We start from the raw sequence: 24,640 nt of genomic DNA, 5'->3' as shown, positions 1-24,640 counted from the left end.
TGCATTGAACGCTCTCATATGAAACCGGCGCCCAAGGGGCGCCGGTCTTGACGTGCGTCGAATGTCGTCCGCGGCAGTTTACGCCGGGCGCGGCGCGAAGCTCGGGCGCACGGACGGATTGGTCGCCGGCTGCGTCTTGGACCATTGCGTCACCGCCTCGACGCGGCGGGTGTGGCGCGGATAGTGCGAGACGATCTTCAGGAAGAAGCCGGCGATGCCCGGCACCATCTGCTCCTGCTTCTGGAAGGCGTCGGCGTTCATCTGGGCGTTCAGCTTGGCGCTGCCGCAGGCCAGCATCTGCAGGCCGGTGCGGGCGGCCTGGAGATCGCGGGCGACGAAGGCGCCGATGCGGTCGCAGGTCAGTTCGCGGCCGCGGGAATAGGCGGCGCCGAGGAACGGGATGACGTGGCCGGGCAAGCGCAGATAGCTCCAGGGCTCGTCGAGATGGCCGGCGACATGGTGGCCGAGCTCATGGCCGATGACGAAGCGGACCTGCTCGTCATTGTCTGCGTCGAGCAGGGCCGAGGTCAGCCAGATATAGCGCTGGCGGCCGACGAGGCGCAGCGCCATCGCGTTCAGCACGCCGCTGGAGTTGTAGACGAAGGTCTGCGGAATCTCGCGCAGGCCGAGCGCGCGGGCGCCGTCCTCGACCATGCGGTGGAGATGCGGGAACTGGTCGGGTCCGACCATGACGAAATGGCCGATCATATAGGCGCGGGTGAGGGCGCGCGCCCAGTACGAAAACAACCAGAAAGCGAGGAAATAGAGCAACGAGATGACTGCCACGTGAATCTGGCCGCGTAGCAGGCTCAGCAGGATGAAACCGACGACCAGGACCCAGATCAGGGTTCCGACGACGAGCATGATGCTACCGTAGAGCTTTTCCTTCGGGTGCTTAACTTGGGAAATATCAAAATTCATTGCGCAAGGCTCCTGTGCGGATGCAAATCAGCTAGCCTGGTTGCCTTGCCCACATTTGAGCCATAATCGCGTCCGGAGCGCGAACGAGGTAGGGCGTTGGGAGCACCTAACCCGCTCCCAGCGAGATGTGCCGGAGCTTGTCGGGATTGCGCATGACGTAAATCGCGTGGACGCGCCCGTCGCGGATGTCGAGGGTCGTCGCCTGCAAGGTCTCGCCGCGTTCGAGGCTGAGATAGCCGGGCATGCCGTTGATCATCACAGGCTTGTACAGCGTGGTCGTCTTGTGCAGATGGGCGACCTTGCTGGCGATGCCGGCGAAGAAGCGCAGGACGCGCTCGATGCCATAGAGTGGGTTGAGCACCGCCAGCACCTTGCCGCCGCCGTCGCTGTGGAAGGCGACATCCTGCGCGAGCAGGGTCTGCAGATCGCTGGTGTCAGCCTTGTGGGCGGCCTTGAAGAAGGCCTCGACGAAACGCTTCGCCTCGGCGGGCTCGACCTTGTTGCGCGGCGGCATGTCGATGCGGACATGCTCGCGGGCGCGCTTCGCGAGCTGGCGGCAGGCGCTCTCGCTGCGGTCGATGGTGCGGGCGATCTCGGCGAAGTCGAGGTCGAAGACGTCGTGCAGCAGGAAGGCGGCGCGCTCGAGCGGCGTCAGCCGCTCGAGCGCGAGCATCAGTGCGATCGGAGCGTCGAGCTGGGTGTCGACGTCGGATTCAGCCGCGCCGATCTCCTCGACCAGGGGCTCCGGCAGCCAGGCGCCGACATAGAATTCGCGCTTGCTGCGGGCCGATTTCATCTGGTCGAGGCAGAGGCGCGTTACGGTGCGGGCGAGATAGGCGCGCGGCGCCTCGACCGCGTCCTGGGAGGCGTCGCGCCAGCGCAGCCAGGCCTCCTGGACGATATCCTCGGCATCGCTGACCGAGCCGAGCATGCGATAGGCGAGGCGGGTCAGGAAGCGGCGATGCGTCTCGAAGATATCATCCGGGGCGGTCATGGGAGGCGTCTCAGGCAGCCGTCGCGCCGGTCTTGGCCGGCCGGTCGTTGGGGTGGCTCGTGCGGAAGCCGATCGCGATGCGGTTCCAGGTGTTGATCGTGCCGATCAGCAAGGTGAGCTTCACGGTTTCCTCCGGGCTGAAATGGCTGACGACCTCGTCATAGGCCTCGTCGGGCGCATGGCTCTGCGAGACCAGCGTCAGCGCATCGGTCCAGGCGAGGGCGGCACGTTCGCGCGGCGTATAGAGCGCCGACTCGTGCCAGGCGTCGAGCAGGAAGAGCCGGGCCGGGCTCTCGCCCTCCTTGATCGCGTCGGACGAATGCATGTGCAGGCAATAGGCGCAGCCATTGATCTGCGATGCCCGCATCTTCACGAGATGGATCAGGCTGTGCTCAAGGCCGCTCTCCTTGATCGAGGCTTCGAGCGCGATCAGCGGCTTCATGGTGTCGGGAGCGGTGACGTAGGGGTTGAGGCGCTTGCTCATGACGGGGCTTTCGGACTGAGGCAGGTCTGGCTCGGCGATCACCGGGCCAGCAGGCTTATGTCGCCGCAGCGTCAGGCCGCGGCCTTCTCGCGGCGACGATCATTCGGATGCAGGGTGCGGAAGCCGCAATTGATCCGGTTCCAGAGATTGATCATGCCGATGGCGACCGAGAGGTCGACGCAATCCTTTTCGTCGAAGTGCTCGCGCAATTCGGCGAAGGCTTCGTCGCTCGGGCTGCGGTCGACGAGCCGTGTCAGCTCTTCGGTCCAGCGCAGGACGGCACGCTCGCGCGGGGTGAAGAGCTCCGACTCCTCCCAGGCGCTGAGCAGGTTGATGCGGATCTCGCTCTCGCCGGCCTTGCGTGCGTCGGCGATGTGCATGTGCAGGCAGTAGGCGCAGCGGTTGATCTGTGACGCCCGGATCTTCACCAGCTCGAGCAGGCTGTGCTCCAGCTTCGACTGGTTCACGTAGTCCTGCAGGCCGAGCATGGCCTTGTAGGCGTCGGGGGCGGTCTGGAAGCCGTTGAGGCGCTGGGTCATCGTTTCTCTCCATCAGGTGGTGATGAAGACAGGACGAGGCAGCCAGCGCCCGCGTGACATGCCCCTCAAAGATTTTTCAGCGCAGCCCGAATTTTTTCTGCGGCAGCCGCGAGGTCCTCGGGTTTGGCCATCTCGCTGGCGGGCGGCTTCATGGCGACGCCGTCATGGCGCGGGATGACGTGGACGTGCAAATGGAAGACGACCTGGCCGCCGGCGCTCTCGTTGAACTGCTGCACCGTGATTCCGTCGGCGGCGAAGGCGGCCATCTGCGCCCGGGCGATGCGCTGGGCGATTCCTGCGACATAACCGAGATCGCCCTGATCGATGTCGAGGAGGTTGCGGGCCGGGTTCTTCGGGATCACCAGCGTGTGGCCGGCCGCGCGCGGCATGATGTCGAGGAAGGCGAGGGCCCGGTCGTCCTCGTAGACACGGTGGGCCGGCAATTCGCCGCGCAGGATCTTGGCGAAGATGTTGCTGGGATCATAGGCGGTCATCGCGCAGGTTCCGGTCGTTGGTGGGCTGGGGGAGTCAGCTGTCGCCAACCTTGCGGAAGGGGCTCTCCTGCGCAAGCGCAGCTACTGCAGAGCTGATCTCACGCCGTTCGCCGGGCAGATAGGCGGCGACGGCGCGTGCGAGGCCCGGATCGGCGAGGAGATGGGCCGAGCGGGTGATCACCGGGCGGTAGCCGCGTGCAAGCTTGTGCTCGCCCTGGGCGCCGGCCTCGACGCGGGCGAGCTTGTGCGCGATCGCATAGTCGATGGCCTGGTGGTAGCAGAGCTCGAAATGCAGGAAGGGATGGTCCTCGATGCAGCCCCAGTTGCGGCCGTAGAGGGTGTTGCCGCCGCGGAAATTGATGGCGCCGGCGATATTGCGGCCGGCGCGGCGGGCGAGCACCAGCACGACGCGCTCGCCCATGCGCTGCCCGATCTCGGAGAAGAAGCGGCGGTTGAGATAGGGCCGGCCCCATTTGCGCGAGCCGGTGTCCTCGTAGAAGGCGTGGAAATCGTCCCAGACGCTTTCGGTGAGGTCGGAACCGGAGAGCACCGCGACCTCGATCCCGGCGGAGAGCGCTTCACGCCGCTCGCGCTTCAGCGCCTTGCGCTTGCGCGAGGCCAGTGTGGCGAGGAAGTCGTCATAGCTGCCGAAGCCCTGGTTCTGCCAATGGAACTGGATGTCGTGGCGCTCGAGGAAGCCAGCTTCGAGCAACGCCGTCATGTCCGGCTCCTGCGCGAAGGTGACATGGATCGACGAGCCGCGGACCTGCTCGCGAAGTGCGTCCAGCCCGGCGATCAGGGCCTCGCACGCTTCGCTCGCATGCGGGCCCTCGGCGACGAGCAGGCGCGGGCCGGTCGCGGGGGTGAACGGAGCCGCGACCTGGATCTTCGGATAGTAGCGGCCGCCGGCGCGCATATAGGCCTCGGCCCAGCTGTGGTCGAAGACGTATTCGCCCTGGCTGTGACCTTTCACGAAGGACGGCGCGGCGGCGATCAGGCGGTCTTCGGCATCTTCGACCAGGAGATAGGCCGGCGACCAGCCAGTGCGGCCGCCGACGCAGCCGCTCTCCTCCAGCGCGCGCAGAAAAGCGTGCGAAACGAAGGGGTTGTCCGGGTCTGCTTGAGAGATTGAATCCGCTTGTTCGGATGCCGATTCAAGCGGCCGGCCGGCGCACGGATTGGCGCAGGCGTCCCAGTCTGCGGCCGGGACGCTTTTCAGCGAGGTCGCGACGCGGACTCTGAGGCCCTCGCGCAGACCGGTTTCGCTCAAGGCAGAAAGCCCTCGAAGACCATCTGGTCGGCATGCTCGGCGGCGCGGGCGCGATCTTCCGGCGTGCGCACCGTCCAGCTCATCAGCGGCAGGCCCAGCGCCTTGCGGCAGAGGAAGGGCGCGGCGCTCGGCAGGTCGGCGACCTTCCAGGAGACGAAGTCCGGCCGGCTCTCCTCGAAATGCAGGAAGTTGGCGAGCGCGTGCTTCTGCCCGGCCGAGAGATGGTCGTAGTCGGCATAGCCGTACTCGTTCATCGCGACGATGCCGCGGGCGAAGCCGGGCGCGAGCTCGCGCAAGGCCGCCACGATCACAGGATCGAAGGATTTCAGCACGATCGGCTGGCCCTTGTGGCCGGCGAGGATCTCCGCGGTGCGCTTCGCCAGCCGCAGATCGCCGTCGAAGCGGCTCTTCACCTCGATCACCAGGGGGTCTGGCCGCCGATGGCGTCGAGGAAGGCGGGCAGGGTCGGGATGCGGTCGCTCGCGCCCTTCAGCCCGATCTGCGCGAGCTCGGCCGCCTTGCGGGCGTCGACGCGGCCGGTCTCGGCCGTGAGACGGTCGAGAACGAAGTCGTGGAAGACGACCGCATCCTCGTCGGCGCTGAGCTGGACGTCGCATTCGATGGCGAAATTGCCGGCAATCGCGCCAGCCGCTGCCGAGAGCGAGTTCTCGATCACGCCGCCGGCGGCATCATGCAGGCCACGATGCGCGATCGGGCGGGCCGTGAGCCAGGCTTCAGCTGCCATCAGGCGATCTCGAACATGGCTTCGACCTCGACGGCGGCGTCGGCCGGCAGGTTGGCGACGCCGACGGTCGAGCGGGCATGGCGGCCGGCATCGCCGAGCACCTCGACCATGAAATCGGAGGCGCCGTTCATGATCGCCGGCAGAGCGGCGAAGTGCGGTGTGGCGTTGATGAAGCCGCCGAGGCGCACGCAGCGCACGATCCGGCCGAGATCGCCGCCGAGCGCCGCCTTGGCCTGGGCGAGGACGTTGATCGCGCAGAGCTTGGCCGCCTCGAGCCCGGCCTCGTTGAAGATCTCGGCGCCGAGCTTGCCCTTGTGCGCATCGGAGAGCTTGCCATCGAGGCCGAAGCAGATCTGGCCGGAGATGATCAGCAGGTTGCCGGTGATGACATAGGGCACGTAGTTCGCGACCGGGGCGGCCGGGGCGGGCAGGGTGATGCCGAGGGCGGCGAGCTTGGTGTCGACGGCGTTCATCGGAGGGCTCCTGACCGGATCTGAACAGGAGCCTTTCATCGCCGATGCAAAGCCGGGTCGCAAGCGCGACGCGGCTGGGCCGATGTGCCTGCCGAGCAGGGCGGATCAGGCGGCGTCGGCACGCACCGTGCGATAGCGCTCGGCGGGCCGGTTGCGCGAGAGATTGGGGCCGAGCGCCAGCCGCGCCGCGCTGTAGCGCTCGAAGTCGGCTGGATCCGGCAGCGACGGAATGGTGACGAGCTCGCCCTGGTCGAAGCCGGCCAGCGCAGCATCGACCATGTCGTCGACCTCCATCACCATCTCCGGCGGGAAGCCGTCGACATTGACGCCGGCGCGGGCCCAGATCTCGGTGCGGGTGGCTCCCGGCAACACGGCCTGGACGCGGACGCCGGCCGCTTCGAGCTCCTTCTGCAATGAGAGGCTGAGGTTCAGCACATAGGCCTTGGTGCCACTGTAGCTGCCGTTGAACAGCTCCGGCGCGAGCGCCAGCACCGAGGCGATGTTGATGATGGCGCCCTGGTTGCGGGCGACGAAATTGCGGGCTGCTGCGGCGGCGAGGCGGGTCGGAGCGATGACGTTGAGCTCGATCATGGTCTGGAAGCGGTCGATATCGCCTTCGACCAGCGTTCCGGCGACGGACATGCCGGCATTGTTGACCAGCACGGTCAGGCTCTGGTCCTCGCGCAGGCGCTGCTCGACCAAAGCGAGATCCGCCTTGGCTGTCAGATCGGCCTTCAGCCATTCGACCTTGCGGCCGGTCTCGCCGGCGAGGCGCTCGGCGAGCGCGGAAAGGCGCGCTTCATCACGGGCGACGAGGACGAGATCATAGCCACGACGGGCCAATCTGTCGGCGTATACGGCGCCGATCCCGGTCGATGCGCCGGTGATGAGGGCGGTGCCGAGCTGCTGCGTAGCCATGTCCATCTCCTGTTCGGGTTCGACATCATGTTTTTCATGATGGTCATCATGATTGAATTTAAATGACGATCATCATATAAAGAGTCAAGAGCTGGATTTTCGGATTCTGAGAGGAGCGGGTCGATGCGGGTCAGCCGCGAACAGATGCGGGAGAACCGCGAGCGCATTCTCGAAACGGCGGCGACGCTGTTTCGCGAGCGCGGCTTCGATGGGGTCGGCGTCGCCGATGTGATGAAGGTGGTCGGCCTGACCCATGGCGGCTTCTATGGGCATTTCGCCTCAAAGGACGAGCTGGCCGCGCAGGCGCTCGGGCGCGCCTTCAGCAACGCCAATCACTGGCTGGAGGAGGCCAAGGCGGCGGAACCGGAGGCGCCTTTGCAGGCGATCGCCAGCCGCTATCTGTCGCCCCTGCACCGCGACGATCCCGGTCACGGTTGCCCGGTGGCGGCGCTCGGTTGCGATATCGCGCGCCTGGGCGAAGCGTCGCGTGCTGTTGCGACGGAGGGTGCGCGCGCGGCGATCACGAGCCTGTCATCCGTCATGCCGGGGGCGACCGAAGAGGAACGGCGAGCCGCAGCCCTTGCGGGGTACGCCACGCTCATCGGAGCGCTCGTCCTGTCCCGTATGGTGGAGGATAAAGCGCTTTCAGAAGAGGTGCTTGCTGCGGCGGGGGCCGCGCTGCGCGCAGAAGCGCCCTGATCGGATGCGAGACGATGCGGGCCGCCTTGTTTGCGCCATTGCCGCAATGCACCTAGATTCACAGGGCTGCAGTTCGACTTAAGCAGAGCGTGAATCGAGGATTGGCATGAAGACGTATCGCGGCGGGATCGCAGGCCTGGCGGTGATGGCGGCTGCGGGAGCTTGGGCTCAGAGTCCGACAGATCGCGTCGTGCTGGTGCCGCATCGGGCGGTCTATGATCTCGTGCTCGACGACGGCAAGCCGTCGCGCGACATCACCACGGCGCGCGGCCGCATCGCCTTCGACTTCTCTGGCGATGCCTGTGACGGCTATGCGCTCTCCTTCCGCCAGGTCACCGAGCTCACCAGCGAGGGCGGCCCGCGCGTCATCGACGCCCGGACCACGAGCTTCGAGGAAGGCGACGCCAAGAGCTATCGCTTCAAGACAGAGAGCTCGGCCGCCGGCGCGGCGGCCGACATCGTCGACGGCACGGCCAAGAAGGGCGAGGCCGGCTATGAGGTGAGCTTGCGCGCGCCCAAGGCCGAGACGCATCGCGAGGCGAGCGCGGCGATGTTCCCGAACGAGCAGATGAAGGCGGTGATCAAGGCGGCGCGGGCCGGGCAGAACACCTTCAATGTCCGCCTCTATGACGGCGCCAATTCCGGCAAGGACGTCTACGACACGCTCTCTGTGATCGGCCGCAAGATCGCGACGCCGGCGGCCGAGGCGCCGCTGCGGAAGCCGGAATTCGAGAAACTCGCGCGCTGGCCGGTGACGATCTCCTATTTCAAGGTCGGTTCGGGCGAGAGCACGCCGGCCTATACCGTCTCCTTCGAGCTCTATGAAAACGGCGTCACCGGCGCGATCAGGCTCGATTACGGCTCGTTCGCGCTGCGCGGCACGCTCACCCGTCTAGATCTGCTTCCGGCGAGCGAGTGCGCGAAGTAGCCCTGCGGTTATCGCGCAGCGACAGGCCCTTCTCGATCGCGGCATCACCGAATTTGGCGCGGACCGCGTCGAGGGCGTTTTCCATCGCCTTGAGCTTTGGCGTCTGCAGGTCGGCGAGATCTCCGCGGTCGGCTTCGGCCGGATCGGAAAAATCGCTCATGCCGATGCCGATCAGCCGGTAGCGCGGCCCGGTGCATTCGCGTTTGAGCAGGTCGCGCCCGGCGGAAAAGAGACGGGCGGCGAGCTGGCTCGGCTCGGGCAGGCGGACGGCGCGGGTGACAAGGTGGAAATCATGGGTCTTGAGCTTGAGGGTGACGGTGCGCCCGGCAAGCTCCTGCGCCTTCAGGCGCCGCGAGGTCTTTTCGCAGAGCCGCCAGAGAATCGGTTCCAGCTCCTCGAAACGCGCGAGATCGACGTCGAGCGTCGTCTCGGATGAGACGGTCTTGGCCTCGTGCTCGACCGTGACCTTGCGTGGATCGATGCCAAGAGCGAGGTTCTTCAGGCGCGGTCCGTCCTTGCCGACCAGGCGATAGAGCGTGGTGATCTCGGCCTTGGCGAGATCACCGATGGTGCGGAAACCGGACTGGCCGAGCTTCGCTGCGCCGGCCTGACCGATGCCCGGGATCATCCCGACCGGCTTTTGGGCGAGGAAGGCGACGGCCTCGGCCTGGCCGATGATCGAGAAGCCGCGCGGCTTATCGAGGTCGGAGGCGACCTTGGCGAGGAACTTGGCGTAGGAGAGCCCGACCGAGATGGTGATGCCGATCTCGTCCTCGATCCGACGCTGGAAGCGGGCGAGGGTCAGCGCCGGGCTGGCATGATGGAGCCGCTGCGTGCCGCCGAGGTCGAGGAAGGCCTCGTCGATCGAGATCGGTTCGACCAGCGGCGTCAGCTCCTGCATCAGCTTGCGGACCTGGCGGCCGACCGTGACGTATTTTGCCATGTTCGGCTTGACCACGATCGCCTCGGGGCAGGCCTTCAGCGCCTTGAACATCGGCATGGCCGAGCGCACGCCTGACATGCGGGCGATGTAGCAGCAGGTCGAAACCACGCCGCGCTTGCCGCCACCGACTATCACCGGTTTGTCGAGCAGGCTGGGGTCGTCGCGCTTCTCGATCGCGGCATAGAAGGCGTCGCAATCGATATGGGCGAGATGGAGGCTGTCGCGCTCGGCATGGCGCAGCAGCCGCGGCGAGCCGCAAGCCGGGCAGCGGCGCAGGCCGGGCGACGAACGCGCCTCGCCATGGTCCTGCAGGCAATCACGGCAGAGCACCCGGCCGGAGCTGGCGGCGCCCGCCGGCAGGGTCATGGCTCGAAGGCTTCGGGCGGGCCGGCGAGGATTTCGCGGGCTTGCGCGACGATTTCCGGATTCAAGCCGAGATTTCCGGCAAACTCCAGCAGCAGCGAATCGCTGGCGCAGAGATGGTCCAGCACGCCCAGAAGAAAGCCGGGTTCCTGCGCCGCGCCGCGCAGGGTGGCCGGGCCAAGGCCCGTGACAGCCAGGAACGGCTCCAGCCGCTCCGGCTCCGAGGCCAGGAAGGCGAGGGCCTTCAGTGCGAGCGTCTCAGCTTCCTCGCTGGTGATCGGGTGCGGCATGGCTATCTATCTATGACCGACGAGTCTGGTTTCAGGTTTGCGTTTCGTCAACAGCTCGCATGCTAAAGCTAGCACTGAACGTGGCCGCCGGCCCGGGAAATCCGTCTTGTCGGATGCCTGGCCGGGCGGCCTTGGGGGACAGATGACAAAGACGGTTCTGATCGTCGAGGACAATGAGCTCAACATGAAGCTCTTCAACGACCTGTTGGAAGCTCATGGCTATGCAACGCTCAAGACGGCTGACGGCATCGAGGCAATCGAGCTCGCCCGAACGCACCGGCCCGACCTGATCCTGATGGACATCCAGCTGCCCGAGGTCTCGGGGCTGGAGGTGACGAAATGGATCAAGGAGGACGATGCGCTCAAGTCCATTCCCGTGATCGCCGTCACCGCCTTCGCGATGAAGGGCGACGAGGAGCGCATTCGGGAGGGGGGCTGCGAGGCCTATATCTCGAAACCGATCTCGGTCGGCAAGTTCCTGGAGACTGTTCGCGCCTATCTCGGCACGGCCTGAAGGGAAGCGCTGAGCCATGTCAGCCCGGATCCTGGTCGTCGACGACATCGCCGCGAATGTGAAGCTGCTCGAAGCCAAGCTCAACGCCGAGTATTTCGACGTCACCACCGCGACGAACGGGATCGAGGCACTGGCGATCTGCGAGCGCGGTGAGGCGGATATCGTCCTGCTCGACGTGATGATGCCGGGCATGAACGGGTTTGAGGTCTGCCGTCGGCTGAAGAACAGCGCGATCACGGCCCATATCCCGGTCGTCATGGTCACGGCCCTCGACCAGCCGAGCGACCGGCTGAAGGGGCTCGATGCCGGAGCGGACGACTTCCTGACCAAGCCCCTCGACGACACGGCACTGTTTGCGCGCGTGCGCAGCTTGGTGCGGCTCAAATCGGTCACCGACGAATTACGCCAGCGCGCGCTCGCCTCGCGTCAGCTCGGCATTGCCGATCCGCTCGCGGCGGCGGCCGCCGAGACCGGCCTCAATGGCCGCGTCCTCCTGATCGAGGACAGGCCCCTGGTCGCCCAGAGGCTGGTCCAGGCGCTCTCGGCTTTCCATTCGATCGAGACCGAGCCGGATGCGCAGGCGGCGCTCACCCTTGCTGCGGAGGGCGATTTCGAGATCGTGCTGGTGAGCCTCGACCTGCAGAACTATGACGGCCTCCGGCTGTGCAGCCAGCTGCGCTCGCTGGAGCGGACCCGCAATCTTTCGGTGCTCCTGCTCGGCGAGGCTGACGACCGCTCGCGGGTGCTGCGCGGCCTCGAGATCGGCGCGCATGACTTCCTGGTCCGGCCGATCGATCGCAATGAATTGCTGGCGCGTGCCCGGACGCTGGTCCGTCGCAAGCGCTTCGCCGAGAGGCTGCGCGACAGCGTGCAGTCCTCGATGGAAATGGCGGTGATGGACCAGCTCACCGGGCTGCATAATCGCCGCTATCTCGACAGCAGGCTTGCGGTGCTGTTCGACGAGTCGGCGCTTCGGGCCCGGGCGCTCTCATTGCTCGTGCTCGATGTCGACCGCTTCAAGGTGGTCAACGACAGCTGGGGCCACGACGCCGGCGACGAGGTGCTGCGCGAGTTCGCCGACCGGATACGCGCCTGCACGCGCGGCATCGACCTGGTGGCGCGCATGGGCGGCGAGGAGGTCGTCGTCGTGCTGCCCGATACGGCGCTCGATGCGGCCCAGGCCGTGGCGGAGCGGATCCGCAAACGGGTCGAGGGCGAGCCCTTCCAGATCCAGCGGGGGCAGAGGTCGATCACGGTGACCGTGTCGATCGGCGTCGCCAGCCGGCGCGCGGGCGATGCCGGGCCGGTCCAGATGATGAAGCGGGCCGACGAGGCGGTATATCGGGCGAAGGCCGCAGGCCGTAACCGGGTGATCGTGGCGAGCGCCGCCTGACCTGCGAGCCGCAAGGCCGGTAAGGTTTCCAAGTAGGGTTAAGTTTCGATGAAGATTGGTGAATCAATCGGATTCGATTGATTCGAGGGGGCTTCCACGTAGGGTGATTTCCAAGAGAGCGGCTGCTTGAGCGGCCGTCCGGAATGCCCTTCGGAAGCCCAGGTTCCGCCGCATCTCCTGGGTTACCGCTGGGCTCGGCCGGTCGATGGCGGGATCCTGGCCTCCTCAGCCCCGTCGTCGGCCGGCCACCTCATTCACTCATGGGTGGTTTTCGGCCGCAACGGCCGTCGCGTCAGCGCCGATAGCGCTCGATCAGCTCAGGCAGCCAGTAACCGAGCAGGCCGAAGCCCGCCAGCAGCAACAGCAGCAGCAGGGCGGCGCGGACACGATGCGTCCAGCGACGCGACTCGTCGACCTCGATGATCAGGCGCAAGAAGCCGCGCAGCAACCCGCTCGGACGCGAATGCGGTTCTGCTGGATCAGGGCTGCTGTTCAAAACGGTGCTCCTGCCGACGCGGCGAGCGGTGTCGCGTCCGGATGACAGGGTAGGAGATCGAAGCATCCGACGCCAGCGACGTCGCAGCGGAACAGTGGACCGCTGATCGCGTTGAAGTCATCAGCCGTCGATCTCGGCAAATACTGGCCGAAGATTAGGCAGCTGAGTGACGTAAGGTCTCATTAACCATCGTCGTCTCATGCTAATCTAATGACGATTCGCATGCCGTGTTATCCGGCTGCGAAGATGCTGGCCTGACATCCTCGCCAAGGAGCGACCCATGCGTCTCATCGCATCGGCGCTCTGCCTCGCGCTGTTGCCGTGGGGCGGAGGGCCTGTCTACGCGCATAGTTGGTACCCTTACGATTGCTGCAGCGACCGGGATTGCTGGCCGATGGGCCTCGATGCCGATGCGAAAGAACCCGATCCTCGCATCGTCCCGGGCGGGTATCTCACCCATGACGGCCATTTCGTGCCAGAGCAGGCAACGCGTGTCTCAAGGGACGGGCGCTTCCACATCTGCCGGAGCGGTGGAACGCTGACCGGTATGGTGATCGCTCCGTCGCAGAGGCCATTCTGCCTGTTCGTGCCGAAGCCCGCCTTCTGAGGTGGCGGTTGCTTGGGTTAGATGGCCCGAATACTTCAGCGTGATGCGTATCGCCGAGAGGCGCTGCTTCCCGTAGGAGGCAGCGCCTTCGTAGTCAGTTGGCAGATCCCGCGGTGCCTCCCGAGGCACTTCCGCCGGAACTGCTTCCCGACGCGCCTCCGCTGGAGCTGCTGCTGCCGCCGATGCCGACCCCGGCGCCGACGCCGAGACCGCCGACATCGGCGCCGATGCCGACGCCCAGGCCGCCACGGTCACCGCCGATCCCGACGCCCGCGCTGACGCCGCCCCCGAGATTGGTGCCGGCGCCGACACCCGCTCCAACACCGGTGTTGCTGACGCCTGCGCCAACGCCGACGCCGGTGTTGGTTCCGCCGATATTCGTCCCGGCGCCAAGGCCGGCGCCGATACCGGCATTGCTGACGCCCGCACCGGCTCCGACGCCGGTGTTGGTCCCGCCGAGATTGGCTCCCGCGCCGAGGCCTGCTCCGATGCCGGCATTGTTTGCGCCTGCGCCGAGGCCGGCATTGACCGCATTGCCGCCGATGTCGGCTCCGATTCCGGCGCCGGCATTGATGCTGCCCCGACCAGTGTTAGCGGTGACTCCGGCATTGACGCCGATGCCACCCGTGCCGGCGCCCGCACCAAGGCCCACCCCGATGCCTCCTGGTCCAGCGCCGCGGGGCGAACCGCCACCGGCGCCAGCCGTGCCGCCGCCGTTCCCGCCGCCAGACGGACCGTTACCGCCGCCAGGGGAGCCGCTGCCGAGGCCGCCGCCGATACCGGCACCGACCGCTCCCGAGCCGCCGCTGACCGAGTTACCAGACCCCGGGGCCAGATTGCTGTACTGGAGCGTCAGCGAGGACATTATGCGGGCAGAGAGCCGCACACAGTCCGCGCGTTCCTTGCCGCGCAAGCCGCCACAAACGTCCTGCGCGACGGCAGACGTCGGGGCGGAGCTGATCAGGGCGAGCAAGGCCGCGCCTGTCAGCAGATCTGCTGTTTTGACCTGCATTGTCACCTCCATAACGTTTCCAGCCATAGTGGTTACGCAGGGGCAGACGGAGTGGTTTCAGGTGGCTTTGGCGCGTGGCTGCGAAATGGCTACCTGGATCGATAAGAATCGAATGATCAGCAGAGCCGTTCAGGAGCGGCTACAAACGAAAAGGCCGCCCGGAGGGCGGCCTTCGTCAACAAAGATCGAAAGCGAGGGGCTTAGCCCTTACTTGATCTTGGTTTCCTTGAACTCGACGTGCTTGCGCGCGACCGGGTCGTACTTCTTCTTCGACATCTTCTCGGTCATGGTGCGCGAGTTCTTCTTGGTCACGTAGAAGTACCCGGTGTCCGCGGTCGAGATGAGCTTGATCTTGATGGTCACGGCCTTGGCCATGGCGGAGCCCTCGATACAGATGGGGCCGCCTTCGGCCCGCGCAAAAAACAAAATGGCCGGGCGAGCCCGGCAATCCGATGGCCGGGAAATGCCGTATCGGCGGTGGCAAGTCAAGGAATATCGGGCGGGGATAAGGATTTTCCGCCGCCCGATGGTATCAGAGCAGCTCGCGCACGAAGCTGCCACGCTTCTCCCAGTAGAACGGAACCGGCAGATGCTGGCCGAATCCGGCCTTCAGCCGCTCCTCGACCTCTGCGATGATCACCTTGGTGATGGTGGGCAGGTCGAGCTCACGGGCCTCGTCGAAGGTGACGGAGACGAGGTCGACGAGTTCCGAATCAGGGCCGATGACGTCCTCGACCTTGGCGGCGACGGCGCGGGCATCGACCGCGAAGAAGCGCGTATCGAAGCGCTTGGGCCGCCGCGGCGGCGTGATGGCGCGGGCGACGAAGGTGATGGCGCCGAGGTCGGGGAAGACGCCCTTGGCGGCAAAGTCGGCCCAGACGCCGTCGGGCGGGTTCTCAGGCGCGCCGTAATCGGCGCTGCCGAAGAGCAGGCCGGTCTCCTCGAAGGTCTCGCGGATCGCGGCGAGCGCCAGCGCCCGGCCGCGCTGCACGCTCGGGCGCACGCAGCGGGCGAGCAGGCGCTGCTCGCAGGGGCCAGCGAGCGCGCCGCTCGCGGCCATCCGGCGGTCGCCCGCCTCGATGCGGCCGCCCGGGAAGACGTACTTGCCCGGCATGAACTTGTGGCCGGCATGACGCTTGCCCATCAACACCCTGGGCTTCTTCCCGGAATGGTCGAGGATCAGCATCGTCGCCGCATCGCGCGGGCGCAGGTTGACCGCGGTGCGGGCCCGCTCGGCCTGCGTCAGGGTGACCGTATGGTCGCTCATCGGCCCCCCACGGCCTTCATCGCGGGCTGGCGCTCGGGCTTGGGCATCGCGCCGCCGAAGCCGTGCATGCGCATGGCCCATTGCAGGCCGATGACCGCGCCCTTCGCCGGCTGCATCAGCGCCAGGCTGAGCAGCACGGTCAGCGGCAGCCAGACCCAGAGATGCAGCGCGATCGACCAGTCGCTGTACTTTTCCGCCAGCAGGATGCCGCCGACCACGACATGGCCGACGATGGTGATGACGATATAGGGCGGCAGGTCGTCAGCGCGCTGGTGGTGCAGGGTCTCGCCGCAGGCCTCGCAGGAATCGACCGGCTTCAGGAAGGCACGGAACAGCTTGCCTTCGCCGCAATGCGGGCAGCGGCCGAAGAGGCCGCGACGCATAGCCTGACGCCAGTCGCGAGCCTGGACCGGCTTGGGTTGGTGACAATGTATGGACATGGGATGTCTTCGTTAATGCAGGGCGTCAGCGCTTGCGGCCCGATCGTTTGGGCGGGGGGCGGCCCTGCTTTCGCCCCATAGGTAAAGCAGGCCGTGACCTTTTGCCAGAGCGGTCGGATGTCGCGGGCCTGCCCTCGGTGAGCAACTCGAAGCGAAGCGCCCCTGCGACCGGTGCCGCCTCGACCAGTTTGACATGGACGCGGTCGCCGAGACGCCAGCTTTCGCCGGTGCGATCGCCGACCAGCGCATGGGCGCGCTCGTCATGGCGATAATAGTCGGCGCCGAGGGTGGAGGCCGGAATGAAGCCGTCGGCGCCGGTGCCGTCGAGCTTGACGAAGAGGCCGGCGCGGTTGAGGCCGGCGATGCGGCCGTCGAAGCTGGAACCGATCTGGTCGGCGAGGAAATGGGCGATCAAGCGATCGGTGGTCTCGCGCTCGGCCGCCATGGCGCGCCGCTCGGCGGCCGAGATCCGGGTCGCGACCTCGCGCAGTTCGGCGAGCGTCGTCGCTTTCGGCAGGCCGTCATCGCCGAGCTTCAGCGCTGCGACCAGAGCACGATGCACGATCAGGTCGGCATAGCGGCGGATCGGTGAGGTGAAATGGGCATAGCGGCGCAGGTTCAGGCCGAAATGCCCGTAATTCTCGGCGACATACTCGGCCTGCGCCTGGGTGCGCAGCACGACCTCGTTGAGCAGGAGTTCGTTCTCCGAGCCCTTGATCATGGCGAGGATGCGGTTGAACAGCACCGGTCTGAGCGCGCCGTCCTTCGGCAGCTTGATGCTGATCGAGGCCAGCACCTCGCCGAGCGCCCGCATCTTCTCGAGCGAGGGCTCGTCATGGCAGCGATAGATAAGATGGCTGCTCGCCTTCTCCAGCGTCTCGGCGGCGGCGACGTTGGCGAGGATCATGAATTCCTCGATCAGCCGGTGCGCGGCGAGCCGCTCGGGCACGATCACGCGGGTGACCTTGCCATTGGCGTCGAGCACGAGCTTGCGCTCGGGCAGATCGAGATCGAGCGGCTGGCGGGCGTCGCGGGCGCGCGCGGCCGAGCCATAGGCGGCCCAGAGCGGCATCAGGATGCTGTCGCGGATCGGGGCGGCGACGTCGTCCGGCTTGCCGTCGATCGCGGCCTGGGCCTGCTGATAGGAGAGCTTCGCTGCCGAGCGCATCATGATGCGGTGGAAGCTGTGGCTCTTCTTCGAACCGTCGGCCTTGAGGATCAGGCGGACGGCAAGGGCAGGGCGGTCCTCGCCACCGCGCAGCGAGCAGAGATCGTTCGAGATGCGCTCGGGCAGCATCGGCACGACGCGATCGGGGAAATAGACCGAGTTGCCGCGCTCCAGCGCCTCGCGGTCGAGCGCGGAGCCCGGCCGGACATAAGAGGCTACGTCGGCGATGGCGACGGTGACGATGTGGCCGCCGGGGTTGTCGGGATCATCGTCCGGCGCGGCATGGACCGCGTCGTCATGGTCCTTGGCGTCGGCCGGATCGATGGTGATCAGCGGCAAGGCGCGCCAATCCTCGCGGCCGGCGAGCGTTGCGGGCTTTGCCGCTTCCGCCTCGGCGATCGTCGCCGGCTGGAACTCGTTCGGGATGCCGTGGGCGTGGATCGCGATCAGCGAGACGGCACGCTCGGATTTCAGCGAGCCGAGTCGCTCGCGCACCCTGGCCTGGGGCGGGCCGAAACGGCTCTCGCGGGCGAAGGAGACCGAGACGAGATCACCGTCCTCGGCATTGCCCGTCTGCCCCTTCGGAATAATCGCCTCGCGTCCCTGCGCCTTCTTGTCGACGGGGATGAGCCGGCCGGAGCCGTCGGGGAGGGCGCGGAAGATGCCGAGCACCTGCGCCTTGGCCTTGCCCATCACCTTGAGTGCGCGGCCGGACCATTGATAGCCCTCGACGCCGCGCAGGCGCGTCAGCTTGAGCAGGACATGGTCGCCGACGCCCGGGGCAGCCGCGGCCGCGGTCTTCGGCTGGCGGCGGGTTTCGCGCTGGCGTTCGAGCAGGATCTTCGGCGCCTCGCCCTGATCGGCCTCGTTCCATTCGAGCGGGACGGCGATGAGGTCGCCCTCGCGGTCGCGCGTCTTGACCTCGCAGAGCAGGACGGCTGGGAGGGCGGAATGCGGCTTGACCGGCCCGGTTCCGCCGTTCTCCTCCAGTTCGAGCTCGCGCAGCAGGCGCTTCAGCCAGATCTTGCCGCCGCCGTCGAGCTGGAAGGCCTTGGCGATATCGCGCCGGCCGGGTTCGCGGCCGGCGGCGCGCTCCTCCTCGATGAAGGCGAGGATGGCGTCGCGGGAGAGGTCGGAGTCGGGACGGGGCAAAGGATCGGGCCTCGTCAGCTGCGGCTGGGCGCGAAGGACATGGGAGGTTTCTGCCATGTCGCGACGGGCGGCGCCAGAACGGCCTGTGCAGAACTGCTATCCGAAACGGAGAAGGGCTGCCCTTGCGGGCAGCCCTTCCATTGCCGAACCGCAGCCCCGGTAACAGGGCTAAGCGTCACGGAAACTCACGCGCAACCGAACCCCTCATGGGACGAGTCCAGGCCAAGCGCCCCCCGCGACAGCGGTTGATGACAATGAGACACTGGATCACCTCCTTTCAGTTGTTACCGACAAGAAGGAGGCTAGGGTGATTCCAAGCACCTCGTAAATGGCAAAGATTCAGCGGCTCACAGCTCGCGTGACTGCAACAAAATCAGGCGCTAAGCCGGCTCCAGATGGTATTGCCTAATCCTTAGGCGGAATAGCTGCCCATTGTCTGGTCAGATGGAGCCGTGGCGCATGATCCTTGCGCGAGATCGGCCCCTTCCGGCAGGAAATCGCTCGCGAAACCGCCCTGAACACGCCTTGTTGCGGTGCCCCGATGGTCCGGACCCAGGTTGGCACGTCGCTTGCGAACTTCCCTGCCAGCTGGAACGGCAGCTGGCGCCCGGCAAGGGCGCGGTCAACAGGGACCTCAGGGGATATCGCAGTGAAACTCACTCGTCGCACGGTCATCGGCGCCGCCTTCGCAGGCGCCACGGTTCTGTCCTCGCTGCTGCCGGCGGCGGCGCAAGAGACCATCAAGGTCGGCATCCTGCACTCGCTCTCCGGCACGATGGCGATCTCCGAGACGACGCTGAAGGACGTCATGCTCATGCTCATCGAGGAGCAGAACAAGAAGGGCGGCGTGCTCGGCAAGAAGCTCGAGGCGGTCGTGGTCGATCCGGCCTCGAACTGGCCGCTCTTTGCCGAGAAGGCACGCGAGCTGATCGTCAAGGACAAGGTCTCGGCCGTATTCGGCTGCTGGACCTCGGTCTCGCGCAAGTCGGTGCTCCCGGTGTTCAAGGAGCTCAATTCGATCCTGTTCTACCCGGTCCAGTATGAGGGCGAGGAGAGCGAGCGCAACGTATTCTATACCGGCGCCGCGCCGAACCAGCAGGCGATCCCGGCCGTCGACTACCTCGCCAAGGAGGAGAAGGTCGAGCGCTGGGTCCTCGCCGGCACCGACTACGTCTACCCGCGTACGACCAACAAGATCCTGGAGGCCTATCTTCTCGCCAAGGGCGTGAAGAAGGAGGACATCCTGATCAACTACACGCCGTTCGGCCATTCCGACTGGCAGACCATCGTCTCCGACATCAAGAAGTTCGGCACGGCCGGCAAGAAGACCGCGGTGGTCTCGACCATCAATGGCGACGCCAACGTTCCCTTCTACAAGGAGCTCGGCAACCAGGGCATCAAGGCGACCGACATTCCGGTCGTGGCCTTCTCGGTGGGTGAAGAAGAACTCGCCGGCATCGACACCAAGCCGCTGCTCGGCCACCTCGCGGCCTGGAACTATTTCCAGTCGGTCAAGACACCCGAGAACGAGGCCTTCATCAAGCAATGGAAGGCCTACAAGAAGAACGACAAGGCCGTCACCAACGACCCGATGGAGGCCCATGTCATCGGCTTCGCCATGTGGGTGAAGGCGGTCGAGAAGGCCAAGAGCTTCGATCCCGACAAGGTCATCGACGCGCTGCCCGGCATCGAGGCGCCGAACCTGACCGGCGGTGTCTCGAAGATGCTGCCGAACCACCACATCACCAAGCCGGTGCTGATCGGCGAGATCAAGGCCGACGGCCAGTTCGACGTGGTGTCGAAGACCGGCCTCGTCGCCGGCGACGCCTGGTCGAAGGAGCTCGACGGCTCCAAGGACCTGGTCGGCGACTGGGTCGAGAAGAAGTGCGGCAACTTCAACGTCAAGACCGGCAAGTGCGGCGGCGGCGCCTGAGCTAAGAGGGGGAAGGGCGGCACGGTCGGAAAGCCCGGCCGCCCTTCGAAACTTCAGTCAGAGCTGATCAACCAGACGGATAAGCGCGGGGAACCCCTCTCCCGTGTGGGAGAGGGGCAGGGGTGAGGGACCGCCGCTGCCGTTTTAGGCGAGCGCTGGCCGGTGCTGGGGCAAGCAGGATCGAGCCCTTTCGTTTGCGGGCAGGCCCTCACCCCTACCCCTCTCCCACACGGGAGAGGGGATCCCGTGCCTCACTAGTCGCGGCCTGTGCATCAAGACCAGAAACGAGCCGATGCCCTTCCTTTTCTCCTTCCTCCGATCGCTGGCCGTCGCCGTGGCTCTTCTTGCCGCGCCGGCTCTCGCTCTTGCGCAGCAAGCCGCCGAAGACGCCTTCGTCCGGCTCAGTGCCGACAGCTTCTCGGACACGGCGCGCGCCATCGACATCCTCGTCCAGAGCGCGCATCCGAATGCCGCGGTGGTGATCGAGGCACTGGCTGACGGGCGTCTGCTCGCCGGCGGTGGCGCGGTCGTGGTGAAGACCAAGGAGGGCGGCTTCCTCGACGCGCGGACGGGCCAGGCGCTCAATGCCGCGCCGGCCGGCCTCAACCCGGTCAGACTCAACAACAATGTCAGACGCGTGATCCAGGGCGCGCTCGGCGGGCTCGGGCTGATCAATCCGGATGCTAATAAGCGCGTCGCAGCTGCCGAGGCGGTGTTCCGGGCGCGCGACGTTTCGGTACTGCCGGTGCTCGAAGCCGCCATCGCCAAGGAAACCGACAGCCGGGCGCGGCGGGCGCTGCGCGAAGCGCAGGCCGCGATCCTGATCGCCAAGACCGATGCGCCGCCGTTCGACCGGATCGCCGCCGTCGACGTGCTGCGCGAGCGCGGCGACCAGGATGCGCTGGCGACGCTGCGCGCCCTTCCGGGCGACGCCTCACAAGGTTTGAGGGAGGCGCAGGTGCGCGCCATCTCCGAGATCGAGGGCAAGCTCGCTTTGTGGCGGGCCGGCCAGAACCTCTGGTACGGGCTCTCGCTCGGCTCGGTGCTGCTGCTTGCCGCGATCGGCCTTGCCATCACCTTCGGCGTGATGGGCGTGATCAACATGGCCCATGGCGAGATGGTCATGCTCGGCGCCTACACTACCTTCATCGTGCAGGAGGTGATCCGGGCGCGCTTTCCGGGGCTGTTCGACTGGTCGCTGGCGATCGCGATCCCGGCCGCCTTCATCGTCGCCGGCGCGGTCGGCATCGCGATCGAGCGCGGCGTCATCCGCTTCCTCTATGGCCGGCCGCTGGAGACGCTGCTCGCGACCTGGGGCATCAGCCTGATCCTGCAGCAGGCGGTGCGCACCGCATTTGGGCCCACCAATCGCGAGGTCGGCGCGCCGGCCTTCATGTCCGGCGCCTTCGAGCTCGGCGGCCTCGCCATCACCTGGAACCGGCTCTGGATCATCGTCTTCGCAGCCCTCGTCTTCGCGGCGCTGCTGGCGATCCTCAAGCTGACGCCGATGGGCCTGCAGATGCGGGCGGTCACCCAGAACCGGCGCATGGCTTCGGCGATGGGCATCCGCACCGGCCGGATCGACGCGCTGACCTTCGGGCTCGGCTCGGGCGTCGCGGGATTGGCCGGCGTCGCGCTCTCGCAGATCGACAATGTCAGCCCCAATCTCGGCCAGAGCTACATCATCGATAGCTTCATGGTCGTGGTCTTCGGCGGTGTCGGCAATCTCTGGGGCACGCTGATCAGCGCGATGAGCCTCGGCGTCGCCAACAAGCTGCTCGAACCCTATGCCGGCGCCGTGCTCGGCAAGATCGCGCTGCTGGTCTTCATCATCCTGTTCATCCAGAAGCGCCCGCGCGGTCTGTTCGCGCTGAAGGGCAGGGCGGTGGAAGCATGATCACTCGCTTCCTGCTCTCGAACATGGACAGGCGGGGCTTCGTCTTCCTTGTCCTCATCGCTGCTATCGGCCTGCTGGTGCCGCTGGCGAACCTGCTGATGCCGGTGGGCTCGCCCTTCCATGTCTCGACCGCGACCATGTCGCTCTGGGGCAAGTATCTCTGCTACGCGCTGCTGGCGATCTCGCTCGACCTGGTCTGGGGCTATTGCGGCATCCTCTCGCTCGGCCATGGCGCCTTCTTCGCGCTCGGCGGCTATGCGATGGGCATGTATCTGATGCGCCAAATCGGTTCGCGCGGCGTCTACGGCAATCCGGTGCTGCCCGACTTCATGGTCTTCCTGAACTGGCAGGAATTGCCCTGGTACTGGTACGGCTTCTCCTCCTTCCCCTTTGCCATGCTGATGGTGCTGCTGGTCCCCGGCCTGCTCGCCTTCGTCTTCGGCTGGTTCGCCTTCCGCAGCCGCGTCACCGGCGTCTATCTCTCGATCATCACCCAGGCGCTGACCTATGCGCTGCTGCTCGCCTTTTTCCGCAACGATATGGGCTTTGGCGGCAATAACGGCCTGACCGATTTCAAGGACCTGCTCGGCTTCAACGTGCAGGCGCAGGGCACGCGCGCCGCGCTGTTCGCAATGACCTGCGTGATGCTGATCTCCGGCTTCCTGATCGCCCGCGGCATCGTCTCGTCGAAGCTCGGCAAGGTGGTGATCGCGATCCGCGACGCCGAATCGCGCACGCGCTTCCTCGGCTACCGGGTCGATCGCTTCAAGCTCTTCGTCTTCACGGTTTCGGCCTGCATGGCGGGCGTTGCCGGCGCGCTCTACGTGCCGCAGGTCGGCATCATCAATCCCAGTGAATTCGCCCCGGCCAACTCGATCGAGACGGTGATCTGGGTCGCGGTCGGCGGGCGCGGCTCGCTGGTCGGCGCGGCACTTGGCGCCGTCGTGGTCAACTGGGCCAAGACGGTGTTCACCTCGGGCTTCATGGCGCCGTACTGGCTGTTCGCGCTCGGTGCGCTCTTCGTCTTCGTCACCCTGTTCATGCCCAAGGGCATTCTCGGCACCGCGCAGGGCTGGTGGGAGAGCCGCAAGCGGCCCGCACCCGTGCCCGCGGCCGAACCGGCTCCGGCGGAGTGACTGATATGAACGCTCCCACCCCCGGCGCGCTGACCTCCTCGCTGCTCTATCTCGACGGCGTCAGCGTCTCCTTCGACGGCTTCAAGGCGATCCGCGGCCTGTCGCTCACCATCGAACCCGGCGAGATGCGCGCCATTATCGGCCCGAACGGTGCCGGCAAGACGACGATGATGGACATCATCACCGGCAAGACCCGGCCCGACGAGGGCACCGTGATGTTCGGCGGCTCGGTCGACCTGACCAAGCTCGACGAGGCAGCGATCGCCAATCTCGGCATCGGCCGCAAGTTCCAGAAGCCGACCGTGTTCGACTTCCACACGATCGAGGACAACATCCTCTTGGCGCTGAAATCGAAGCGCTCGGTGCTGAAGACGCTGTTCTGGCAGACGGAAGAGCCCCAGCAGAAGCGCATCGACGACATCCTCGGCATCATCAAGCTCGCCGACAAGCGCGAGCGGCTCGCCGGCTCGCTTTCGCACGGCCAGAAGCAGTGGCTTGAGATCGGCATGCTCCTGGCGCAGGACCCCAAGCTCCTCCTTGTCGACGAGCCGGCTGCCGGCATGACCGATGGCGAGACGGCGCAGACCGCGGTGCTGCTCAAGGAGATCGCCCGGGATCACTCCGTGATCGTGGTCGAGCACGACATGGGCTTCATCCGCGAGCTCGGTGTGAAGGTCACGGTACTCCACGAGGGCTCGGTCTTGGCCGAGGGACCCCTCGATCAGGTTAGTGCCAATGAGCGAGTCGTCGAAGTCTATCTGGGGCGCTAGCATGATCTGGAAACGTGAAAACTGGTTCTCCGTTCAGATCATGCGGCGGGATAACTGCTCATGCTGACTGTGGACGCCATCGATCTGCATTACGGCGCTGCACAAGCACTGCGGCGCGTCTCGGTCAGCGCCGAGATCGGCAAGGTCACCTGTGTCATGGGCCGCAACGGCGTCGGCAAGACCTCGCTGATGCGCGCCATCGTCGGCCAGCAGCCGATCAGCGGCGGCAGGATCAGTTTCGGCGGTGAGGACATCTCGACCCTGCGTACCGAGGACCGGGCGCGCGCCGGCATCGGCTTCGTGCCGCAGGGCCGCGAGGTCTTCCCGCTGCTGAGCGTCAAGGAGAACCTGGAGACCGGCTTTGCGCCCTTGCCCCGCAAGGAGCGCTACATCCCGGACGAGCTCTTCAACCTATTCCCCGTGCTGAAATCCATGCTGGGCCGGCGCGGCGGAGACCTCTCGGGCGGCCAGCAACAGCAACTCGCCATTGCGCGAGCGCTGGTCACCCGACCCAAATTGCTGGTTCTCGACGAGCCGACCGAGGGCATCCAGCCCTCGATCATCAAGGATATCGGCCGCGCCATCGACTATCTGCGCCAGCGCGGCGACATGGCGATCGTGCTGGTCGAGCAGTATTTCGACTTCGCCCGCGACCTCGCCGACACGATGTTCGTGATGGACCGCGGCGAGGTCGTGCTCGCCGGGCCGATGGCGGAGCTGGACGGGGCGCAGGTCCAGAGGTTGATTCAGGTCTAGCGGCCAAGGCGTTGAGCGTTGAGACGGAATCGCTTCAT

Annotated in this window: 26 protein-coding genes and 1 pseudogene; 10 read left to right on the top strand and 17 right to left on the bottom strand. The window is 66.3% G+C overall.

Going from position 1 to position 24,640, the window contains the following annotated elements; all coding sequences use genetic code 11:
- Positions 1–78 precede the first annotated feature (78 nt).
- From QO058_RS03120 to QO058_RS03080, 9 genes and pseudogenes are all read right to left on the bottom strand, one after another.
- Positions 79–921, bottom strand: a complete 843-nt coding sequence (locus tag QO058_RS03120; RefSeq protein WP_284170271.1) for a M48 family metallopeptidase — start codon at positions 919–921, stop codon at positions 79–81.
- A gap of 106 nt (positions 922–1,027) precedes the next feature.
- On the bottom strand, positions 1,028–1,915 hold the full coding sequence (locus tag QO058_RS03115; protein WP_284170270.1) for a sigma-70 family RNA polymerase sigma factor: 888 nt from the start codon (positions 1,913–1,915) through the stop codon (positions 1,028–1,030).
- Positions 1,916–1,925: 10 nt separating this feature from the next.
- Positions 1,926–2,399, bottom strand: a complete 474-nt coding sequence (locus tag QO058_RS03110) for a carboxymuconolactone decarboxylase family protein (RefSeq protein WP_284170269.1) — start codon at positions 2,397–2,399, stop codon at positions 1,926–1,928.
- A gap of 71 nt (positions 2,400–2,470) precedes the next feature.
- The gene (locus tag QO058_RS03105) at positions 2,471–2,938 is read right to left on the bottom strand and encodes a carboxymuconolactone decarboxylase family protein (RefSeq protein ID WP_137881118.1); all 468 of its coding nucleotides are present in this window, start codon (positions 2,936–2,938) and stop codon (positions 2,471–2,473) included.
- 65 nt (positions 2,939–3,003) lie between these two features.
- Positions 3,004–3,432: an HIT family protein gene (locus tag QO058_RS03100; protein ID WP_284170268.1), complete on the bottom strand. Its 429-nt coding sequence runs from the start codon at positions 3,430–3,432 to the stop codon at positions 3,004–3,006.
- 34 nt (positions 3,433–3,466) lie between these two features.
- The gene (locus QO058_RS03095) at positions 3,467–4,687 is read right to left on the bottom strand and encodes a GNAT family N-acetyltransferase (RefSeq protein ID WP_284173084.1); all 1,221 of its coding nucleotides are present in this window, start codon (positions 4,685–4,687) and stop codon (positions 3,467–3,469) included.
- 11 nt (positions 4,688–4,698) lie between these two features.
- Positions 4,699–5,447: pseudogene (locus tag QO058_RS03090) on the bottom strand (glycerophosphodiester phosphodiesterase family protein).
- On the bottom strand, positions 5,447–5,920 hold the full coding sequence (locus tag QO058_RS03085; protein WP_284170267.1) for a RidA family protein: 474 nt from the start codon (positions 5,918–5,920) through the stop codon (positions 5,447–5,449). The pseudogene QO058_RS03090 and the gene QO058_RS03085 overlap by 1 nt, the downstream one beginning before the upstream one ends.
- A gap of 105 nt (positions 5,921–6,025) precedes the next feature.
- A complete protein-coding gene (locus QO058_RS03080; protein ID WP_284170266.1) occupies positions 6,026–6,838 on the bottom strand; it encodes an SDR family NAD(P)-dependent oxidoreductase in 813 nt (270 codons plus the stop codon).
- Positions 6,839–6,961: 123 nt separating this feature from the next.
- Between QO058_RS03080 and QO058_RS03075 the strand changes: the two genes are divergently transcribed.
- Together QO058_RS03075 and QO058_RS03070 are read left to right on the top strand one after the other, a co-directional pair.
- The gene (locus QO058_RS03075) at positions 6,962–7,537 is read left to right on the top strand and encodes a TetR/AcrR family transcriptional regulator (RefSeq protein WP_284170265.1); all 576 of its coding nucleotides are present in this window, start codon (positions 6,962–6,964) and stop codon (positions 7,535–7,537) included.
- 106 nt (positions 7,538–7,643) lie between these two features.
- Entirely contained in the window at positions 7,644–8,465 is an 822-nt protein-coding gene (locus tag QO058_RS03070) for a cell envelope integrity EipB family protein (RefSeq protein WP_284170264.1), read from the top strand.
- On the opposite strand, the gene QO058_RS03065 is transcribed toward QO058_RS03070, so the two are convergent.
- Both QO058_RS03065 and QO058_RS03060 read right to left on the bottom strand, forming a co-directional pair.
- Positions 8,422–9,774 carry a DNA polymerase IV gene (locus tag QO058_RS03065; RefSeq protein ID WP_284170263.1) on the bottom strand — a complete coding sequence of 451 codons (1,353 nt, stop codon included), beginning with the start codon at positions 9,772–9,774 and terminating at the stop codon, positions 8,422–8,424. The genes QO058_RS03070 and QO058_RS03065 overlap by 44 nt on opposite strands.
- Positions 9,771–10,061, bottom strand: a complete 291-nt coding sequence (locus QO058_RS03060) for a DUF3572 domain-containing protein (RefSeq protein ID WP_284170262.1) — start codon at positions 10,059–10,061, stop codon at positions 9,771–9,773. The genes QO058_RS03065 and QO058_RS03060 overlap by 4 nt, the downstream gene beginning before the upstream one ends.
- A 142-nt stretch (positions 10,062–10,203) precedes the next feature.
- Here QO058_RS03060 and QO058_RS03055 point away from each other — a divergent pair, with 142 nt between their 5' ends.
- Both QO058_RS03055 and QO058_RS03050 read left to right on the top strand, forming a co-directional pair.
- Positions 10,204–10,575 carry a response regulator gene (locus QO058_RS03055; protein WP_284170261.1) on the top strand — a complete coding sequence of 124 codons (372 nt, stop codon included), beginning with the start codon at positions 10,204–10,206 and terminating at the stop codon, positions 10,573–10,575.
- A 16-nt stretch (positions 10,576–10,591) separates the two neighbouring features.
- Positions 10,592–11,968 (top strand): PleD family two-component system response regulator, encoded by a 1,377-nt coding sequence (locus QO058_RS03050; protein WP_284170260.1) that lies wholly within the window; start codon positions 10,592–10,594, stop codon positions 11,966–11,968.
- 292 nt (positions 11,969–12,260) lie between these two features.
- Here the strand turns inward: QO058_RS03050 and QO058_RS03045 are convergent, their stop codons facing one another.
- A complete protein-coding gene (locus QO058_RS03045) occupies positions 12,261–12,464 on the bottom strand; it encodes a hypothetical protein (RefSeq protein WP_284170259.1) in 204 nt (67 codons plus the stop codon).
- A gap of 280 nt (positions 12,465–12,744) precedes the next feature.
- Here QO058_RS03045 and QO058_RS03040 point away from each other — a divergent pair, with 280 nt between their 5' ends.
- Positions 12,745–13,071, top strand: coding sequence for a hypothetical protein (locus QO058_RS03040; RefSeq protein ID WP_284170258.1), 327 nt, complete (start codon positions 12,745–12,747; stop codon positions 13,069–13,071).
- Between the two features lie 94 nt (positions 13,072–13,165).
- Here the strand turns inward: QO058_RS03040 and QO058_RS03035 are convergent, their stop codons facing one another.
- The 5 genes from QO058_RS03035 to rnr form a co-directional block, all read right to left on the bottom strand.
- On the bottom strand, positions 13,166–14,083 hold the full coding sequence (locus QO058_RS03035; protein WP_284170257.1) for a hypothetical protein: 918 nt from the start codon (positions 14,081–14,083) through the stop codon (positions 13,166–13,168).
- Between the two features lie 207 nt (positions 14,084–14,290).
- A complete protein-coding gene (rpmG, locus tag QO058_RS03030; RefSeq protein WP_091828458.1) occupies positions 14,291–14,458 on the bottom strand; it encodes a 50S ribosomal protein L33 in 168 nt (55 codons plus the stop codon).
- A gap of 157 nt (positions 14,459–14,615) precedes the next feature.
- Positions 14,616–15,350 (bottom strand): NUDIX hydrolase, encoded by a 735-nt coding sequence (locus QO058_RS03025; protein ID WP_284170256.1) that lies wholly within the window; start codon positions 15,348–15,350, stop codon positions 14,616–14,618.
- Positions 15,347–15,733, bottom strand: a complete 387-nt coding sequence (locus QO058_RS03020; protein ID WP_432212005.1) for a DUF983 domain-containing protein — start codon at positions 15,731–15,733, stop codon at positions 15,347–15,349. Before QO058_RS03020 ends, QO058_RS03025 begins: the two co-directional genes overlap by 4 nt.
- Before the next feature lie 82 nt (positions 15,734–15,815).
- Complete coding sequence (gene rnr, locus QO058_RS03015; protein WP_284170254.1) at positions 15,816–18,167, bottom strand: ribonuclease R; 2,352 nt, start codon at positions 18,165–18,167, stop codon at positions 15,816–15,818.
- A gap of 616 nt (positions 18,168–18,783) precedes the next feature.
- Between rnr and urtA the strand changes: the two genes are divergently transcribed.
- The 5 genes from urtA to urtE all read left to right on the top strand — a co-directional run bounded on the left by urtA (position 18,784) and on the right by urtE (position 24,602).
- On the top strand, positions 18,784–20,043 hold the full coding sequence (gene urtA / locus QO058_RS03010) for an urea ABC transporter substrate-binding protein (protein ID WP_181430354.1): 1,260 nt from the start codon (positions 18,784–18,786) through the stop codon (positions 20,041–20,043).
- 292 nt (positions 20,044–20,335) lie between these two features.
- Complete coding sequence (urtB, locus tag QO058_RS03005) at positions 20,336–21,940, top strand: urea ABC transporter permease subunit UrtB (protein ID WP_284170253.1); 1,605 nt, start codon at positions 20,336–20,338, stop codon at positions 21,938–21,940.
- Positions 21,937–23,076: an urea ABC transporter permease subunit UrtC gene (gene urtC, locus QO058_RS03000; protein WP_284170252.1), complete on the top strand. Its 1,140-nt coding sequence runs from the start codon at positions 21,937–21,939 to the stop codon at positions 23,074–23,076. Before urtB ends, urtC begins: the two co-directional genes overlap by 4 nt.
- Before the next feature lie 5 nt (positions 23,077–23,081).
- Positions 23,082–23,846: an urea ABC transporter ATP-binding protein UrtD gene (gene urtD, locus QO058_RS02995; protein ID WP_284170251.1), complete on the top strand. Its 765-nt coding sequence runs from the start codon at positions 23,082–23,084 to the stop codon at positions 23,844–23,846.
- 60 nt (positions 23,847–23,906) lie between these two features.
- Positions 23,907–24,602, top strand: coding sequence for an urea ABC transporter ATP-binding subunit UrtE (urtE, locus tag QO058_RS02990; RefSeq protein WP_284170250.1), 696 nt, complete (start codon positions 23,907–23,909; stop codon positions 24,600–24,602).
- Positions 24,603–24,640 lie beyond the last annotated feature (38 nt).

Source organism: Bosea vestrisii (assembly GCF_030144325.1).
GTDB lineage: Bacteria > Pseudomonadota > Alphaproteobacteria > Rhizobiales > Beijerinckiaceae > Allobosea > Allobosea vestrisii_A.
The sequence above is the reverse complement of the archived record's forward strand: the minus strand, read 5'-3'. Positions and strand labels throughout refer to the sequence as shown.